Raw genomic sequence first — 16,435 nt, 5'->3', positions numbered from 1 at the left:
GTGTCCTAATTGGTAGTTTACGGGTGTTTTCGATTAAGTAGTGAAATTTGATAGAGACCGTCAATGGTCATTGCATTCTAGAATTCTTCAGCGACGAGCACATCGGCCAGTTTGCGGTAACGTTGATAGATGTTTTCATAGGCCGCTTGTGCATCTGCTTCTGGCTCGACGATTTTCGCCGCACGACTGGGATCATCCGCACGCGGGCCGGCCATGGCGGCGATAGCGTCGGCGGTGGTGGCAAAGTGTTTTCGATCGGTGTCGGCGGCCAGAACGCCGAGTATCGCCGCCCCGAGTGCGGGGCCTTGTTTTGAGGGATGCACGGTGATCGGCAACCCCAGGACGTCGGCGTAGATTTGTACCAACAGCGGATTGTGGTGCGGGAGTCCGCCTGTGGCAACGATGCCGGTGACCGGCACGCCGTTTTCTCGCAGCAGGTCAACGATCCAACGCACTCCAAAGGCGGAGCCTTCCATCAAAGCGCGGTACATGTGCCCTGCCCCGTGGTTCATGGTGAGCCCAACAAACGCGCCGCGCAGCCCACCATCCATCAGCGGCGTGCGACAACCGTTGAACCAATCCATGCAGAGCACGCCGTCAGCCCCCGGGGACAATTGTGCGGCTTGTGCGGTGAGTTGATCGAAGTTGTCGTGGCCAGTCGTACGCCGCAACCAATCAAAGGCGTCTCCCACAGCGGCTTGGCCGGTTTCGTAACCATAGAATCCGGGGAGGATCCCCCCTTCGACGATTCCGGCGACACCGGGGACGTTTTGTTCGGCGTCGGCATTGAGCATGTGGCAACTACTGGTTCCCATGACCATCACCAACGTGCCTGCTCCAGCGGCACCGGCTCCGGGGACACCAGCGTGCGCGTCGATCGTGGCTGCACTGACGGGGATTCCGGCGGGAAGTCCGAATTTCTCTGCGATAGAGGCACAGAGGGTGCCGGCCGCTTCGCCCGGCGCGAGGAATTTTCCCGGCATTTTCTCGGCGACAACGTTTTCTAGTTTGGGATGCAGAGCGGCTAAGAATTCGTGGGAGGGGAAACCATCGTGGCTGTGCCACATGCCTTTATAACCCGCTTGACAGGTGGAACGGGGCAGTTTGTCGGCGGGGCTATCAACCAGTTGCCAGACGTACCAGTCCCCTGCTTCGAGCCAGACTTCCGTCGCATCGTAAACGGCGGGTGCCTCTTCGAGGGTTTCCAGCATTTTGGGAAAGAACCATTCCAGACCGATGATGCCGCCGTAGCGGGCCAGCCAAGGTTCGTTGCGCGCGCGGGCCAGTTCGTTGATTTTCTCGGTTTGTGTTTTCGCGCCGTGATGTTTCCACAGTTTGGGCCAAGCAAATTTTTCAGTAGCCCACTGCGGCACCAGGCACAGCGGCGTGCCATCGCTCAGCGCGGGGAGCATGGTGCAACTCGTGAAATCGACACCGATGCCGATGATCTCGTCGCCGGTCAATCCAGCAGCGGCCACTGCGTCGCGGACCGCCTGAGCGGAGGCTTCGATCCAGTCGCTGGGATGCTGAAAGGCAAAATCGGCGGGGAGTTTTTCACCCGTGCCGGGCAAGGTCTCGGTAATTTGACCGTGCTCATAGGGCCCGACAGCAGAGGCGAGTTCGTTGCCGTTCAGATCGGCCAACAAGGCCCGGACCGATTCGGTGCCAAAGTCGAGTCCGAGTGCAACATGTGCCGGTTGATTCATGAGGTGGCTCCGCTGAGATTTGTCGATCGTTGATGAGAGGTGTTATAAAATAAAGTCTCGCGCAGAGACGCTGAGGCGCAGAGAAAAAAGTTGGTGGAAAAACGGGGTTCCGAAAAGTTGCCAGGATAGCGTAAAACGGCGGCGACTGCGAATGGTGGCGGGGGAATTTTGTGGGGTTGGGGCGGTTGTCTCCGCAGTCTTGGCTGAAGTTGGTACACTGCGGGGGCGTGAACCGGTGGGCCGTCGGATGCGTTACCGTAATAGCGGCCCGAATGGGCTGTTTTCGAGCTATTTTTGAGTTGAAGCAATCGCCTCGCAAGGACGTTTGTTGTGAATTGGTTTACTATAATCATGAAACTGCCGGTGATGCGGTCGTTCATCCGGCTGCTGCTGGGAATGGTCGCGATCCCAACATTCCGCGTCTTTCTGCGCAAAGTTGTGCGTCTGCAGGAAATGGACGAGGAACTTGAGAAAGACCTGGAGCAGTGGTTTCGGGCATCGCTGGTGTTGATGGCGGCCACCGCCAATATGGAAGACCTACTGTTTTTCTGGGCGACCGGCGACCACTTAAGTTTCAATCTGGACTGGCTGGTGCTAGGTGGACGCATCCTCTTGGCTGTCGGTGTGATCGAGACGATGCCGGACCAAGAGCTGTTTTCCATCATCTACCCCGGACCGCCGAAATTGAAATTTCGTCGCGGGGAAGTTCTCAGTACCCTCAAGGAGAATTGGCGGCCCTACGTGAAGGGCCTGCTCTGCCAGCACGTCAACCGCTCATCGCCCGTATTCGCAATCCTCTCGACCATTTTCCACGGTCCGGCGGGTTGGGTGTTTTACGTGATCGCGATCATACAATACCTAATTATGGGCTTGGTCACATCCCGCGATCACGCAATGAGCGTGCTCAGTGAGTTTGATAAACAGGTTACGAACCGGCGGCGGGAGTTGATTGAAGAGTTTGACCTAGGCGAGTCAGACACGCAGGTTGCACCGCCCGAAGAACAAACGACCGCGGAAGACGCCCCGCCCCCCGATGGCACCGAATCCGACAATACGGCACAACAACCGGCGCCTGAACCGACGCGAGATTCGTCGTCATAGCCGGTTAGCAGTGATCGGGAGATGTTTGGCCAACGGCCAAATGACATCTTAGCCTAGGGCATTCGCCCTAGGTATTTGCGTTGGCAACAATTTTATCATTGGCCAACGGCCAATTTCACGTTTTCGTCGCGTGCGCAAAGCATGTGAATTTGGCCTTCGGCCAACAAATCTTCGTTGCCATAATAATTCCAGGGGCGTTGCCCCTGGCTAGGGTGGGGATTGGCCGTTGGCCAATCTTGTGTGGGGCGCTCGTGGTGTGCTCGTATTGTGCTCGTGGTGTGCGGTTGGGGTGGTGCTGGTTGATCGCGTCGATGCTGGGAGGCGCTGCGGAATGCTTTGGTCGACTTGCACGCTTCTCTAATATGTAGCGTGGAAATTGCGGCTTCTTGCGGGCTTTGCCCGACCCGATTGCGAAGCAATCGCGGCCACCCTCTGGATGGTTCTCGCCGGTTACTCGTAATAGTAACCCAGGCTGCGGGTCATTCCGCGCATTGTGTCGGCGGTCTCTTCGAATTCTAAGTCGTTGGCTTGGTAGAGCACCAGGGCGGAGAATAGGTCGGTTTGGAAGGTGCGGACCCAAGCGCTGTTGTAGACCTCCATCGCGCGGAATTCGAGGTCCCAGGCGACTGCATTCTCGTCGCAGATGTTGTCGTCACCTTCATAGATGTCGAGGTCGTCGTATTCCTGCCGGAAGGCATCCAGGGCGGCTTCGGCGATTTTTTCAGGATCGGGCCGGTCGAAAAATACGGTCAACAACCAAAATGAAGTTTCCGGGCTTTGCACCGTGATGGCGACTTCCTGGGCGTCTTGTTGTTCAATGATTTCCCAATCGTCGGGATATTCAAAACTAACACCGTGTGACTGATAGGTCTCGACCATGAGGGAATTCTCCACGAAAGCACGACTGCCAATGTCAATTCTTGGGGGTATTTTCCAAACGTTAGACGGGACGGCGGCGGAAATCAATACTCGACGTTGGTGAGATCTGTGTCGGGGGGATGGGGTAAGCCGTGCACTGCTTCAGCGGCCGCATCGAGCAACTGGACAGCTTCGAGGGCGGGGGCTTGAAGAGCGGCGGCGGTATCGTCGTCGAGTCTTAGCGGCGTGCCGCCTTGGAAGACGTTGGTCACAGCACCGGGACTGCTGCGCAGCACACCGCCCAGATACCGGCCGGCCATCACGAACAGCCGCACATCCCAAAAGTTGCCGTCGCGAAGTTGCGGGATGATCCGCTCGGACAGCAGATGATTCCCCGAAAACAGCTGGGGCGAATCGTGCGGATCGGCAATTTGCACGCCATGCCCGCCAAAACCGACGCGGGGTTTGATCACATACCCGCGTTCAAACAGATCGGGATGTGCACTGAGGATTGCGGATGCCTCATCGGGAGTTTCAACTGCAAAACTGCGAGGGACACGGAAGCTTTTTGCCGCTGCCAGCGAGGAATAACAGGCAAGCTTGTCGCGGACTGCGACCCAGGCGGCATTGGGATTGATCACGCAGACGCCGCTACGCTCATACGACCAAGGCAGATCATACCACCAACGAAAAATACTCCCGGGGCGAATGCGATTCCCATCGCGGGTCAACAACTGATCAGAGTCTTGCTGGTTGTCCTCCACGTGGCAGATGAATACCTCTCGGTCGAGGTGCAAACGCAGGTGCCCGGCAATCCAACAGGCGTCTTCATCGGCGTCGGGCAAAGGATCATCTTGGCGCCACATCAGACAGGTGGGACCGTCGGCTGCGCTTAAGACCTCAGCGATGAGTCGAAACGGAGTATCGTCGTTGTAGAGCAACAGGTATTCCCACAGCATGTGCGAACAACGATTGGCCTCCAACAAGACCGGCGTCCCGTCGGCATCGAACATGAAGTCCAACCCGGCCCACTGGTAATGCTGCACGGCGACAGAAGCAAATTCAGGCATTGGCGTACACCGTTGGATCGTCAACACCTGCCGCAATGAACGCCTGTTGGCGGCTGCCGCATTTGAGGCATTGCCCGCAATGTTGGTTGTCGCGAGGATCGATACAGGAGAAGCTGTACGCCAAGGTGTCGTGATCGGTCACGCGAATGACGTCGGTTTTGGTCATTTGGAGATAGGGAGTGAGAATTTCAATCGGTCGGCCTGCTTCGAGGCTGAGTAGTTCCTGCGAACGATCAAAGTATTCGCGGCTGCCATCGCGAAAGGAATTGTCGGCAGTGGTGCCGAGGGCGCATTGAAAGTCCGGCAGATGCGCGACTTTGGGGAGCGCAAAACTCAACAGGGTGAGATTGCGCAGGGGGATTTCCAAATCGTGGCCACTAGCTCCCGCACGGGGGATGTTGTTGCCCGTGACGGCCCAGTGATCGTCGAGCCAACCGGCAAGGGGAATCTGAAATTGAATGAGCGGATCCAAGTTGTCTGAAGCACGCGCCTGGCAAAATTGTTGAACGAAGAGCGTCTCGACGTCATCCCAAATCAAGCCGCAATGCACGTGCACGGGGACGACGCGTCGCTGTTGGTCGAGAAACCGGCTGACCAACGACGTGCTTTCGACACCGCCGCCAAGCAGTACAACGATCGGACATTCCAGAGTGTTTGTCATCGCGGGTTTGTGGTGGTGTGCACAATGGGAAAAGGGCGAAACCGGCGTTGGCACAGCAGGATGTTATTTGCCTTCGGCGGCCCAACGTTTCATTTGGTTGATGTTTTCCTGCAATTCTTGGAGCTCTTCAGCCGATCCGCGGCGGCGGCGGGAATTGAGGTACAGGGCCATATCGCTGTCGTACATGGCTGCGGATTCGGGATTCCGGCCATGGTCGTTGGTGCGGACGATCCAATCATCGAGGCGGTTTCGCATGTCGGTCAATTGCGAGGCGAATTTGGCGTCGCCGGCAAGATTGTGGATTTCGTGCGGGTCATTTTCTAGGTCGTACAATTCTTCCGGTGGGCGGGTGGGAGCGAAGAGTTGTTTCTGGATGTCGTTCAACTCACCAGCAGCAAAGGCGCGACGTAGATCGATGAGGATCGATTTGTGATCTTTGTAGGCGCACGGCTGGAGGTGCGGTCGTTGTGGCAAATAATTGCGGATGTACTTGAAACGATCCGTCCGCACGCAACGCAGATGTTCGACCGTTTCGTCGCAGCGGTCACGAGCGGCAAAGATGGCTTCACGGGGTTGATAGTCCTCGGCGAGTACGTCCTGCGCCTGCATGGTTTCGGGGAGCGGAATTCCAGCGACCGCGAGGGAAATGGCCGCCATGTCGATATGTTCGATCAAGTCCTCCCGGATGGTTCCCGCTGCAATGCCTGGGCCGCGGAGGATGAAGGGGACATGAATTCCCTCTTCGTACAAAAACTGTTTGCCGCGAGCGTGGCTGATGCCGTGGTCGGTTATTAACAGCACCAGTGTTTGGTCAAGAACGCCTTCGTCCTTGAGCCGAGCGATGATCTCCCCGACAACGCGATCAGTTTCACGGACGGAATCCAAATAGGCGGCCCAGTCTTCGCGCTGCACCGGTGTGTCGGGGTAATAGGGAGGAAGCATTACGTCGGCGGAATCGGTTTTGCTTCCAAACTTTCGCTTTGCCTTTTGAGCAAATTTTTGCGCCGATTGCCGTGTGCCGCCGCGGAGTTTTCCTCCGGGGAGTTGGATTTGAGCAAAAAAGGGCTGTCCCGGTTTACGCTTGGCCCAATTGGACCCGTCGTACATTGCTGGATCCCACTCGAAATTGTAGTCGGTTTTGCCGAGTCGTTTGGGGTGAATCGGCCAACCGCTGATGGACGTGTAATACCCGGCACGTTGGAACAACAGCGGAATCGGTTCGACGCCGGGCGGGAGGTGAATTTTTTCTTCACCGCGTCCACTGCGATGATGGTGCGCTCCAATAGCAGTTTGATACATGCCGGTGATGAAGGCCGAACGACACGTAGAACAAACCGGAGCGGTCACGAACGCCTGATTGAACTGCACACCCTCGCGGGCGAGTTGATCGACATGTGGCGTTTCGATCAGCGTTTCACCGTAACAGGAAAAATTGGCCGACATGTCGTCGACAACAATCCAAAGGATGTTCGGCCGCGCGGGAGCAGAATCGGCGGCCTTGGTCAGGGTCGGCGAAAACGCACAGAGGAATACGAGTATGGGCAGAAAATGTGTCGAGCGTTTTGTGTTTGTGTTGTACATGCTGGTGGGCGCCTGATTTTGCTGTAAAAACCTTCACCCCGGCCCACTCCCAGTGTGAGAGAGTTTAGCAGGGTGACGGGTGGTGCGGTTTGGGGTTGGTCATTGGTTAACAGTATAAACCTGGATTGCTTGGATCAATAGCGTGGCGGTGGGGAATAAACGACATGTATTGGGGATCTTACCCTTGTGCGATCTCACGAATTCTTTCATCGAGGTTTTGAAAGGGCGCTCTCCATGGTAAGACCTTGTGCGATGTGGTGTCTGCTTTTGTTGACCGGTTGTGGTGCAGCAGAGGGAATCGATAAGAAACCAGTCGTCGCCGCTGCCCCTGAGCGCGGCGACAATGCGGTGGCCGGCGAAGGGGACTTGGCTCGGGCGGGGAAACTGAGGCGCAAGATCATCTATCGTGCTGACATGGATATCGTTGTTGAAGATTTCTCCGGTGTACCCGCCCAGGTGCAGGCAATCATCAGCCGCTTTGATGCATTTGTTGCAGATGCTCAAGTATCCGGCACCGCTAACGTGCCGCGGCACGCGTATTGGACAATCCGCATTCCGGCGGAGAAGTTCGAGGAGTTTCTCGTTGCCAGTCGACTATTGGGAGAAGTTCGTAGCGAAAGCCAAACCACTCAGGAAGTCAGCGATAATTTTTATGACCTGCAGGCGCGGCTGGCTAATCAACAACAAGAAGAGCAGCGGCTCAAGGAATTGCTCGATCAGCACAGCGGCAAATTGGAGGAAATCTTGGCCGTGGAACGCGAGATCTCGCGGGTCCGAGGGGAAGTGGAACAACTGCAAGGTCAACTCCGCGTTCTATCGGATCTAACAGCCTATTCGACGGTCACACTTCGATTCGAAGAGATCAGCAATTACGCACCTGTGCAATCGGCATCGTTTACGACACGCATCGAACGCACATGGTCATCGTCGATAGAATCGTTTAGTGAATTGGCGCAATCGATAGTGCTGGCCGGCGTCTTCGTTGCTCCCTGGGTTTGCGTAATGGTTATTCCGTTGGTGGCAATTGTTGTATTTCTAAAGTGGAATCGACGTAAACCGATTTCGATGTAAACAGAATACGGCCTTCGCTGTTATTGGTAATTAGTCACTAGCGGTGGCACCGTAAAAAGGAGCGGTATTCGGTGACAGGTTGTCTAGGTCGATAGGTTTACCGGCGTGGCGGTGGGTCTGGCGTTTGAACAAACCTGGCGCGTCGTTGGGTTTGTTCCGCTGCTGTGTGGGGAGGCAAAGTTTTCCCAGGCCACCAATTCGGCCGAAACTCGCTTTTACGGCGCTTTGATTTCGTGAAATCCCGGAAATTCATCTTCACAGCCCCTAAGAGTCGGGTATGTTGAAGTTAGCAGATTCGAAAACATTTACGAACGGGTCTCGCGTTTCTGGGTCAGACGCGCTAACCGTTCGACGAATCATAACTGGGCAGTGACGACCGGCGGCGACTTCTTTCATCGCGGGCGATTTCTATATTTCTTGCTTTCGCGGTGTCTGCTGCGCGGTCGGTCCGGCTGACGAGATAGTTACGACTTAACGTGCCAGGGTGGGCAGGAAGACTGACAACGGAATGGCCGATTCATCCGACGAGGAGGACCATGATGTTCAAATTAAGCACGATTACCCCTGCCACACTTTTGCAGAAAGGGAGACCGGCGGCAGTCGCGGTCTGTTGCTTGATGCTGTGCTCGGCAGTTTCGGCACAGGCCGCAGAGTTGACGTGGGCAGAAAAGATGTTCGACCGGCTGAATCAAGATTTCGGCACGGTTCCCAAAGGTTCGGTGGCCAAGGCTCGGATTAAGATCACCAGTCATTGGCGGGATGACACGCACATTGCCGATGTCCGCACGACCTGCGGTTGCTCGGCTGCCGAGCCGGAGAAGACGACGCTCAAAAGCAATGAATCGACGTACATCGAAATCACGATGAATACGCACAAGTTTTCGCACCGCAAGAACTCGAATGTGATCGTGACCTTCGACAAACCTCAGCGGGCTGAAGTGCGGATTCCGATCACGGCATTCATTCAACCGGACATCATTTTAGCGCCGGGGAGTGTGAAGTTTGGGACGGTCGATTATGGAACGGGATGGCGGCAAAAGGTGCAGGTTTCCCACGCTCGTTCGCCCAATTGGAAAGTCCGCAGCGCACATACGGACAACGAACACTTGGACGTGACTGTCACGCCGAACGCAAACGGAAAACCGGGTTATGAAGTTTCGGTTCTGTTGAAACCGACGGCACCGGTGGGAGACTTTCGTGATCAAGTCGTGCTAGACACCGTGGGCGGAGAATCATCGCAAGTGACGGTTTTGGTTGAAGGAAAAATCGCCCCTGACGTGATCGTCTCACCTCAAACCGCTTCGGTGGGCAAGCTGCACCCGGGCGACAAAAAAACAGTGCAGTTCGTGGTCCGCGGGAAAAAGGCGATCATGATCGAGAAGATCACCTCAGGCGCAGATGAATCAGCATTTGCTTGGCAATCGCCGACGGATGAAAAGAGCGTGCACGTGATTCCGATTCACCTCAAAGGGGACTCGCCCATGGGCAAGTTCGTGGAGGAATTCGACGTCCGCATCGCAGGTCGTTCCGAACCGGTACGTTTCAAGGTGTATGGTGAGATTGCCACGGCGGAATAATATTCTCCGCAGTTTGGGAACACGAGAATAGCGCTCGGCCTCCAGGTAACGATACCGGGGGGCCGAGCGTTTTTTTCTCTGGCGGCTGCACTTACGGGCCGTCCCAGCCTCACTCATTTGTCGAGTTCGGCGATAATTTCCTTGGCTTTTGTCCGCCCGCCATGCGTACGGCTGATTTTGGCGAACGTGACTTTCTGATCCCCATCGATGATGAACGTCGAGGGGTACGAGGTTTCTTTCTCGCCTTCCCAGCGCAATCCGTAGGCATTGGTGAACTCAAAGTCAGGATCGAGCAGGAACAGGAAATTCGGGGGGAACTTCTTTCCCTTAATGAATTGTTGGGCATGCTTGGCCACCCCGTCTTTTTTGTCGGGATACACAAACACAACCGTCGATTCCTGCTCTTTGAACCCCTTGGAGGCGTTGAGAAATTCGGTCATTTGGCGGGAACAGAGCGGGCATTGGTAGGTGGGAAAGCCGCGGAGCATGACGACCACGACCGGTCCGTCTTCGACCAGCTTGCTCAGTTTGTGTTTTTTCCCGTCCAATGTCGCGAGTTCAAAATTGGGTGCCTTTTTACCAACGGCTGGCGGTTTGGTTTCCTTTTCTGCGCTGCGAAGTTCGCCGTCTATCCAAAATAGTCCACAGGCGATGGCTAGCAGTGTCAACGGAATGTGTATTCGATTCATGGTATTTTCTTTCTGGAAAATGCCGTGCCGCTGGGTTGGGGAAAGGCGTCTTGATCATCGGCCGGTTCGCTGCATAGGAAACGGCCTTCTCTACGCTCACGGCAGAATTATGAGACTTAAGGTGCGTGGCGACTGTGAACTGCAGCACAATCGTTGATTTCACATTGCTGATTTCCATGCGGTGTTATTCGCCCATTTCCGAGAAGGCTGCCTCAATTTCTTTGCGGCTTGCCAGCGAAGGTTGCGCCCCAGAGCGGGTGACGGCCATGGCCGCGGCGACGGTTGCCCAGTGTGCGGCCTGTTCCAGCGCCAGGCCTTCGGAGACTGCTACGGCGAGTGCGCCGTTGAAAGCGTCTCCCGCAGCGGTGGTGTCGACGGCTGTGACCTTCCGACTGGGGATGCGCACATTCGCTTCGCCAGTGATCTGGCAGCCGTCGGGACCTAAGGTGGTGATGACGCAGCCACATCCGAGATTGCGCAACTGTTGCGCTGCCTCCTCGACACCCTGCATCCCGGTCAGCAACGCAGCCTCGCCGGCATTGGGGGTCAGCACGTCGACCAACTTCAGGATCTCAGGAGTCGCAATTTCAGAGAGCGCCGGTGCGGGGTTGAGGATGGTGATCAGCCCGGCGGCTCGCGCGCGCTGTAGACCCCGGACGACAGTTTCTACGGGGGATTCCAAACAGCACAGAAACACCCCTGCAGCGGCGAACAGGTTCTCGGGGAGGGCGTCGACGTGCTGGGGAGTGAGATGCAGGTTAGCGCCGGAGGCAACGCTGATCGCGTTTTCGCCCTGCTCGTCAACGAAAATCAGCGCCACGCCTGAAGGTTGGTTGGGCACGGTCGTGATGTACTGACTGACGAGGTTTTCGCGAGAGAAATTATCGAGCGCACCGCGTCCGAATTCGTCATCCCCGACAGCGGCGATAAAGGTGACCGGATCGCGCGCGGCGCGGGCAGCGGCGACGGCTTGGTTGGCCCCCTTGCCGCCCGGCGCTTGAAAGTATTCGCCCCCCAGAACCGTTTCTCCAGGAGCAGGAATCCGTGGTGAACGAATGACTAAATCGGTGTTCACCGAACCGAGCACAATGATGGCCGATGGCGGCATGAGTGGTGAGACATCTTAATTCAGGGATTCGTGGTGGATGGCGAACAAACGTGACGGTAATGGTCGTTGCTTCGGGACGTAAGGGGCACACTGAGATTTGCCGCTTTCGCCATCCGTTTCACAACCTGAAGTGAAATGTCTCAGCGAGATATCGCCAAGCGACTTGTGCGAGGGTACGGCGTTGGCATTCGATTTTGGCGCGGCCTTTTAAGCCGGACACCAACAGATCCATGGGAAAATGGCCCTCTGGATCTTGGATGAATACGAGTGCTTGATAGGAAGTGTTGAGCGGCTTCATGCGGCCGGAGGAATCCTGGGTGGTGGCGAGTTCACCGCCCAAGGAGTTGGAAAGCTGGCTGGGGGAGTCTTCCATCACGCGTCGCGAAAGCTGTTCGATTTTGCATTGAAAGGTTTTGTCGGGAAACGCATCGAATTTGATGTAGACCGGAAAACCTTCTTGGACAAACTCGATCTCGGATTGATCGATGATCAGAATGGCTTCTTTTTGGTGAGGATCTCCGATTGTGCAAACGGACGTGCCCGGTTCTAAGAAAGTACCGAGGTTGCGTTTGTCGAGCGGACTCCCATGCCAGCGGGGGAGCGTTTCGTAAATATCGTGGTGGGGTGGTTCGGAGACAATTTCGGGAGGAAACACGGTCCCGTCGACCGGTGCTGTGACGTGGAGGTCGTCGATCTGCTCCTGGCGGATTTCGACTTGTTTCAGGGCGTCACGATGCAGCTCCTCGGATTGGGCTCTTTCTCCGCCAAATTTGCTGCCTAGATTGCGATAAACGACTTCCGCGTATTTTTGGTCGGTGGCAATGCGTTCCTGTGCGCGCAGTTCGAAGTTGAAGTCCTCGTTTTCTAATTCGACGAGCACGTCCCCTTTTTTGACCTGATCGCCCGGTTGCACGAGCACCTTTTTGATGCGTCCCCCGCCTTTGACGAACACCGCTTCGGCGTCGCGAGGCCGGACGGTAAAGACCGTATTGACTCGCTTGGGGACCGGGATCATTAAAAAGCCGACCAGCAATGCGACAGCGACTACTCCACTGACTGTGGCCCGGAATTTTTTGATCATTTCCAACCTTCCCGGAGTAAAGATGAACTTCACCATTTTGACGACCGGCATGACAAACATCATGATGACTATACCGGTGGCCATCATAGCGCTGATGGCGCCTAACTTGTATGGTTTGAGAAACGTGTACAAGAACAGCAGAATTCCAAACGTGACCATCCAGCGATAACACCAACTGGCAATGGCATAGGTGATGAACCACCCTTTGCGGGCTTTGGGCATGAAGGGATCGGCGGGCATCTCTAGGCCGAGGCAGACCTGCGCGGCGGTCCGTTGCAGCAGTTGGTTTGCCTTGGTTCGCAGGTTGGGAATTTCCAACCAGTCGCTCATGACGTAGTAGCCATCGAACCGCATCAGCGGGTTGGCATTGAGCAGGATGGTGTTCACCGAACAGACAAACATCGTGCTAAAGGCGATGTTGTGTATCAAGCCGGGTGCGGAATACCACCAGATGAACGTAGAGATCGAAGCCAGCACCACTTCGACGTAAATTCCAGCCAGACTGATGGCGATGCGATGCCATTTGTTGGGCATCGTCCAGGAGTCCGAGACGTTGCAATACAGCGCCGGAGAGAGCACGAGAAACAGCATCCCCATTTCATGACATTCTCCGCCGAAATGATGGCAAGTCAGACCGTGTCCGAACTCGTGAACGATTTTTGTCATCCCCATGGCGATCCACAGCCAGACGATGTTTTTCATGTTAAAAAAGGAGTGAAAGCTCTCCATTTCCGGGCGGCCGCGGAACTCATGGAAGTTCACCAACACCAACGTCAAAGCGGAGAGCGCCAGCAGGACGACACAGGCCAGCGCCCACGGGGTGTAAATCCATTCAAAGCGGGGATACAGCCAATTGAGCGCCCGCGCGGGGTCAAAACCTGGGAGTTTGATGTAAAGCACGTTCGACAGCGTGGACTTCAATTGTTTTTTAGCGCGGTCTTCACGCCGTTTAAGTAGCTTCGCCCCCTGCCCTGCCGCTTCACTGATGACCATACCCGATTCATGCAGCCGGCCGATGAATTGCTGCAATTCCTCGAGCGTGATTTTTTGCGGAATGAATTCCGCCTCGAAGTCGTCTTTGATTTCCTTGAGGCTCCGCACGCCATCGAGCGACGCGAGGATTTTGTATTCTTCTTCTTGAAACCGGTAGTACTTCAGCCCGACCGGATCCTTAATCAGGTAGTAGGTCCGCCCCTCGTAGCGTTGCTCGCTGACGACCAAATCGGGACGGCGGCGCAAAATCACTGGCCGTTCGATCGAGGCAGCCATCGAGGGGTTGGGGGGAGCCATAGTTCACGTCGTGTAAAACGGTGGTTGATTTGTAGGGTGCGTCACGACGCACCTTTCTACATAGGACGATTGGTTGCCCAAGAGTAGGGGCAATCGTTTGTGGAGCGAAAACCCTCACCCCGGCCCTCTCCTAAAGGGAGAGGGGGTATGTTGTTGGGTGCGTTGTGATGCACCGGACCTTGTTAGTAGCCTAGCCAGAACTTGACGTTGTAATAAAACGCATCGATGGCGGGGTGGAAGTAGACGTAGCCTAGGGGGCGTTCGCCGCAAATGATGCCCGCTTTGACTTCAGCACCGGGGCGGAGTTTTTCGGGCATGTCTTCGGGGTCGGGGGTAATCGTCAATAGGACGACGTTTCCTTCTTCTTCGACAACCTCGGTGATCATGGCGGTTTTTTCGACTTTGCCGTGATAACGCCGCTCGGGATTGGTGGCCAGGACGTACGTGACGTCGAGTTGTTCTCCCTCTTTCAATTCCTGTTGCGCGCGGAGGATGTGGCCGACGCGGTCCTCGGGGACTTTGACTTCCAACACCCAGGATTTCTGGTCATCGGCAACGCTGACTAGCAATGTCCCGGGTTGAACGGGGCGGTTGGCGATGCGTTCTTCGATACCCCAGGTCGTGACCACTCCTTCGATGGGGGATGTGATGTTGAGATTTCGTTTGCGTTGCTTGAGCGCTTCCACATCCGCTTCTAAGCTTTCACGGTTAGCATTTAGCGACATTAAATCGCCCGTGATTTGGATTTTTTCTTGTTCGGAAATTTCCTCAGCGTTACGCTGATTGCGTTTGATGTTGTATTCGCTTTCGGCGCGATGCAGCTCGATCTGGGCTTTTTGAAGTTGGCTTTCGAGATTGAGATCTTCCATCTCGACCAAGATGTCGCCCGGATGAACTCGATCGCCATGATCCACGCGGATATTGCGGACGGTCCCTGCTTCGCTGGCAAATAGGTCGCGGCGGGTCCTGGGCTGCAATTTCCCGTCACCTTCCAGACGGAACTCACCCGGTACCAGCGTGAGCACACCGATGATACCGGCCAGCAACATGAGCACGGCTAGAAATTTCGCCAGTCCGCGGCCTTTGAGTTTGGAGACCTGGCTTCCCATCCATTGCCAAACGGGAAGTAGAAAGACGCGCTGGTAGCGCTGCGAGTTAAACAAGGCGGTTTCGCTGTGCCGTACGACGATCTCGGCCAGTTCCCGCAATTGCGGTTCGGGCTGATTGTCCTCGATCTGCTCCACGACCAACGCACCAAAATAGCGGCTCTCTGCTTCGGGATCGTCTTGAGTTTCTTTGAGCGGCATGACAAACACCGCTTTGGAACTTCCTTCGTCGACATAGTCCCGCAGGGCCTCTTCGATTCGAGGAGGGAGATCGTCGGTTGAACCGGTATAAACCAACGGTTCGCCGGCGAAGACAACCGAATCGACCAGCGCCGACATCAGTTGTGTGAGGTTTGCGCGGCGGTCGACGACGTCCTGCCCGCTGATGGCCTCAATCCGCATTTTTTTTCCGTACCGCAGCGCGACACTGACGCGGTCGCAACCGATGAGTCGACGTCCGTCGTTGGCAACGGTGTAAGCAACGGCGTTAGTTTTTAGCGAGGTATGCACTTGCCGTGTGAAGGACTCCAATCGCGACCAAAGATGTTGGCGATCGACAAGTCCCCGCAGGCGGCGGTTTTTAAGGAAACCTGCACCGAGTTCGCAGACTTGATTCAAAAAGCGTTCGTAGCCTTGTTGCACAACGGGCGCCGCCGAGGCGTTGTGAAAAACTTCCACGAGGCCTTCAGCTGTGCCATCGACGGTTAAGGGACTGGCGACGATAAGATAGTCGGTCGGATTACCGGGGCTGCCGGGTTCGCTTCCCCCGCTCTTGGCCGGGATAGCAGCTCCGCGATTGTTGGTAAGAATTTGCCCTAGCAAGCGACCGTGTGTTTGTTGTCCAGCTTCGCCAAGTTGATCAAAACCAACTTCTTGCAGATTGATTTGATAAACAAGTTCCAAGGCGCCGGCATCGTTGCGGAGCCATACCGCTCCGGCGGGCGCCGCTAAAGCGGCCAGGATTCGCCCCAGGTAATTGGGGAAATACTCCTCGTCCGAGACGTCGGTCTCCGACAGCCGCGCAATCTCGCCCACCAGACGGCGGATCTGCTGTTTGGTTTTTTCAATTTGGCTGGCGCCGGCGGTTTCGGTCGTAGACATGAAAGTCCTGGTGGAATGACCACTTCAATTTGTCATGCGGCAATTTGCCGATTCCGCACGAACCCCCAACGGGCTTCGTGTCCTGATCGCTACGATAATTTAGGTTGTCGCGAATAAACGACAGCATCGTCCGAGTGTGAGCAGGCCTTCGGTTGTTGTATTCTGCCAGATGCATGGCAATCCGTCCAACGGGAATTGCTGCCTAGCCTAGAATAAGGCGAAATGTACGAACGGCTCATTCGGCAGTGTCCGTCACGGTGAACGGTATTTCCTTTTATAATGGTTGGGTAATTCACCGGTGAATCAAGCCTCACGCCGCAGACTGCAGGCGAATGCGTGCTGGAAATGTAATCGTTACGCTAAAAAATCGCCAAAGTAGGCACTGCGTGAGAAATTCGTGCCGAGACTTCCGTTACAGACCACGGAAGTCAGATA

12 protein-coding genes are annotated in these 16,435 nt (G+C 55.7%); 3 read left to right on the top strand and 9 right to left on the bottom strand.

Going from position 1 to position 16,435, the window contains the following annotated elements:
- Positions 1–77: 77 nt before the first annotated feature.
- Positions 78–1,706, bottom strand: coding sequence for a ribulokinase (locus CA54_RS11185; protein WP_146370852.1), 1,629 nt, complete (start codon positions 1,704–1,706; stop codon positions 78–80).
- Between the two features lie 330 nt (positions 1,707–2,036).
- Here CA54_RS11185 and CA54_RS11180 point away from each other — a divergent pair, with 330 nt between their 5' ends.
- A complete protein-coding gene (locus tag CA54_RS11180; RefSeq protein WP_146370851.1) occupies positions 2,037–2,807 on the top strand; it encodes a DNA topoisomerase I in 771 nt (256 codons plus the stop codon).
- A gap of 450 nt (positions 2,808–3,257) precedes the next feature.
- On the opposite strand, the gene CA54_RS11175 is transcribed toward CA54_RS11180, so the two are convergent.
- From CA54_RS11175 to CA54_RS11160, 4 genes are all read right to left on the bottom strand, one after another.
- The gene (locus CA54_RS11175; protein WP_146370850.1) at positions 3,258–3,686 is read right to left on the bottom strand and encodes a hypothetical protein; all 429 of its coding nucleotides are present in this window, start codon (positions 3,684–3,686) and stop codon (positions 3,258–3,260) included.
- Between the two features lie 83 nt (positions 3,687–3,769).
- Positions 3,770–4,735: an ATP-grasp domain-containing protein gene (locus CA54_RS11170; RefSeq protein WP_146370849.1), complete on the bottom strand. Its 966-nt coding sequence runs from the start codon at positions 4,733–4,735 to the stop codon at positions 3,770–3,772.
- Positions 4,728–5,396 (bottom strand): 7-cyano-7-deazaguanine synthase, encoded by a 669-nt coding sequence (locus CA54_RS11165; protein WP_146370848.1) that lies wholly within the window; start codon positions 5,394–5,396, stop codon positions 4,728–4,730. The genes CA54_RS11170 and CA54_RS11165 overlap by 8 nt, the downstream gene beginning before the upstream one ends.
- Before the next feature lie 63 nt (positions 5,397–5,459).
- Complete coding sequence (locus CA54_RS11160) at positions 5,460–6,977, bottom strand: sulfatase family protein (RefSeq protein WP_146370847.1); 1,518 nt, start codon at positions 6,975–6,977, stop codon at positions 5,460–5,462.
- 234 nt (positions 6,978–7,211) lie between these two features.
- On the opposite strand from CA54_RS11160, the gene CA54_RS11155 reads away from it, so the two are divergent.
- Both CA54_RS11155 and CA54_RS11150 read left to right on the top strand, forming a co-directional pair.
- Positions 7,212–8,048: a DUF4349 domain-containing protein gene (locus CA54_RS11155; RefSeq protein WP_146370846.1), complete on the top strand. Its 837-nt coding sequence runs from the start codon at positions 7,212–7,214 to the stop codon at positions 8,046–8,048.
- Positions 8,049–8,584: 536 nt separating this feature from the next.
- On the top strand, positions 8,585–9,625 hold the full coding sequence (locus CA54_RS11150) for a DUF1573 domain-containing protein (protein WP_146370845.1): 1,041 nt from the start codon (positions 8,585–8,587) through the stop codon (positions 9,623–9,625).
- Between the two features lie 113 nt (positions 9,626–9,738).
- Here the strand turns inward: CA54_RS11150 and CA54_RS11145 are convergent, their stop codons facing one another.
- The 4 genes from CA54_RS11145 to CA54_RS11130 all read right to left on the bottom strand — a co-directional run bounded on the left by CA54_RS11145 (position 9,739) and on the right by CA54_RS11130 (position 16,000).
- Positions 9,739–10,314, bottom strand: a complete 576-nt coding sequence (locus tag CA54_RS11145; protein WP_146370844.1) for a peroxiredoxin family protein — start codon at positions 10,312–10,314, stop codon at positions 9,739–9,741.
- A 184-nt stretch (positions 10,315–10,498) separates the two neighbouring features.
- On the bottom strand, positions 10,499–11,422 hold the full coding sequence (gene rbsK, locus CA54_RS11140; RefSeq protein WP_146370843.1) for a ribokinase: 924 nt from the start codon (positions 11,420–11,422) through the stop codon (positions 10,499–10,501).
- Between the two features lie 118 nt (positions 11,423–11,540).
- Positions 11,541–13,793 (bottom strand): HlyD family efflux transporter periplasmic adaptor subunit, encoded by a 2,253-nt coding sequence (locus CA54_RS11135; protein WP_146370842.1) that lies wholly within the window; start codon positions 13,791–13,793, stop codon positions 11,541–11,543.
- 182 nt (positions 13,794–13,975) lie between these two features.
- A complete protein-coding gene (locus tag CA54_RS11130; RefSeq protein ID WP_146370841.1) occupies positions 13,976–16,000 on the bottom strand; it encodes an HlyD family efflux transporter periplasmic adaptor subunit in 2,025 nt (674 codons plus the stop codon).
- Positions 16,001–16,435: the final 435 nt, after the last annotated feature.

Source organism: Symmachiella macrocystis, from assembly GCF_007860075.1.
GTDB classification, from domain to species: domain Bacteria; phylum Planctomycetota; class Planctomycetia; order Planctomycetales; family Planctomycetaceae; genus Symmachiella; species Symmachiella macrocystis.
The sequence above is the reverse complement of the archived record's forward strand: the minus strand, read 5'-3'. Positions and strand labels throughout refer to the sequence as shown.

Excerpts from the sequence above, each read along its gene's own strand:
- CA54_RS11160 (WP_146370847.1), bottom strand. The coding sequence starts at position 6,977 with ATGTACAACACAAACACAAAACGCTCGACACATTTTCTGCCCATACTC.
- rbsK (WP_146370843.1), bottom strand. The coding sequence starts at position 11,422 with ATGCCGCCATCGGCCATCATTGTGCTCGGTTCGGTGAACACCGATTTA.
- CA54_RS11145 (WP_146370844.1), bottom strand. The coding sequence starts at position 10,314 with ATGAATCGAATACACATTCCGTTGACACTGCTAGCCATCGCCTGTGGA.
- CA54_RS11135 (WP_146370842.1), bottom strand. The coding sequence starts at position 13,793 with ATGGCTCCCCCCAACCCCTCGATGGCTGCCTCGATCGAACGGCCAGTG.
- CA54_RS11150 (WP_146370845.1), top strand. The coding sequence starts at position 8,585 with ATGATGTTCAAATTAAGCACGATTACCCCTGCCACACTTTTGCAGAAA.
- CA54_RS11155 (WP_146370846.1), top strand. The coding sequence starts at position 7,212 with ATGGTAAGACCTTGTGCGATGTGGTGTCTGCTTTTGTTGACCGGTTGT.
- CA54_RS11185 (WP_146370852.1), bottom strand. The coding sequence starts at position 1,706 with ATGAATCAACCGGCACATGTTGCACTCGGACTCGACTTTGGCACCGAA.
- CA54_RS11130 (WP_146370841.1), bottom strand. The coding sequence starts at position 16,000 with ATGTCTACGACCGAAACCGCCGGCGCCAGCCAAATTGAAAAAACCAAA.
- CA54_RS11170 (WP_146370849.1), bottom strand. The coding sequence starts at position 4,735 with ATGCCTGAATTTGCTTCTGTCGCCGTGCAGCATTACCAGTGGGCCGGG.
- CA54_RS11165 (WP_146370848.1), bottom strand. The coding sequence starts at position 5,396 with ATGACAAACACTCTGGAATGTCCGATCGTTGTACTGCTTGGCGGCGGT.
- CA54_RS11175 (WP_146370850.1), bottom strand. The coding sequence starts at position 3,686 with ATGGTCGAGACCTATCAGTCACACGGTGTTAGTTTTGAATATCCCGAC.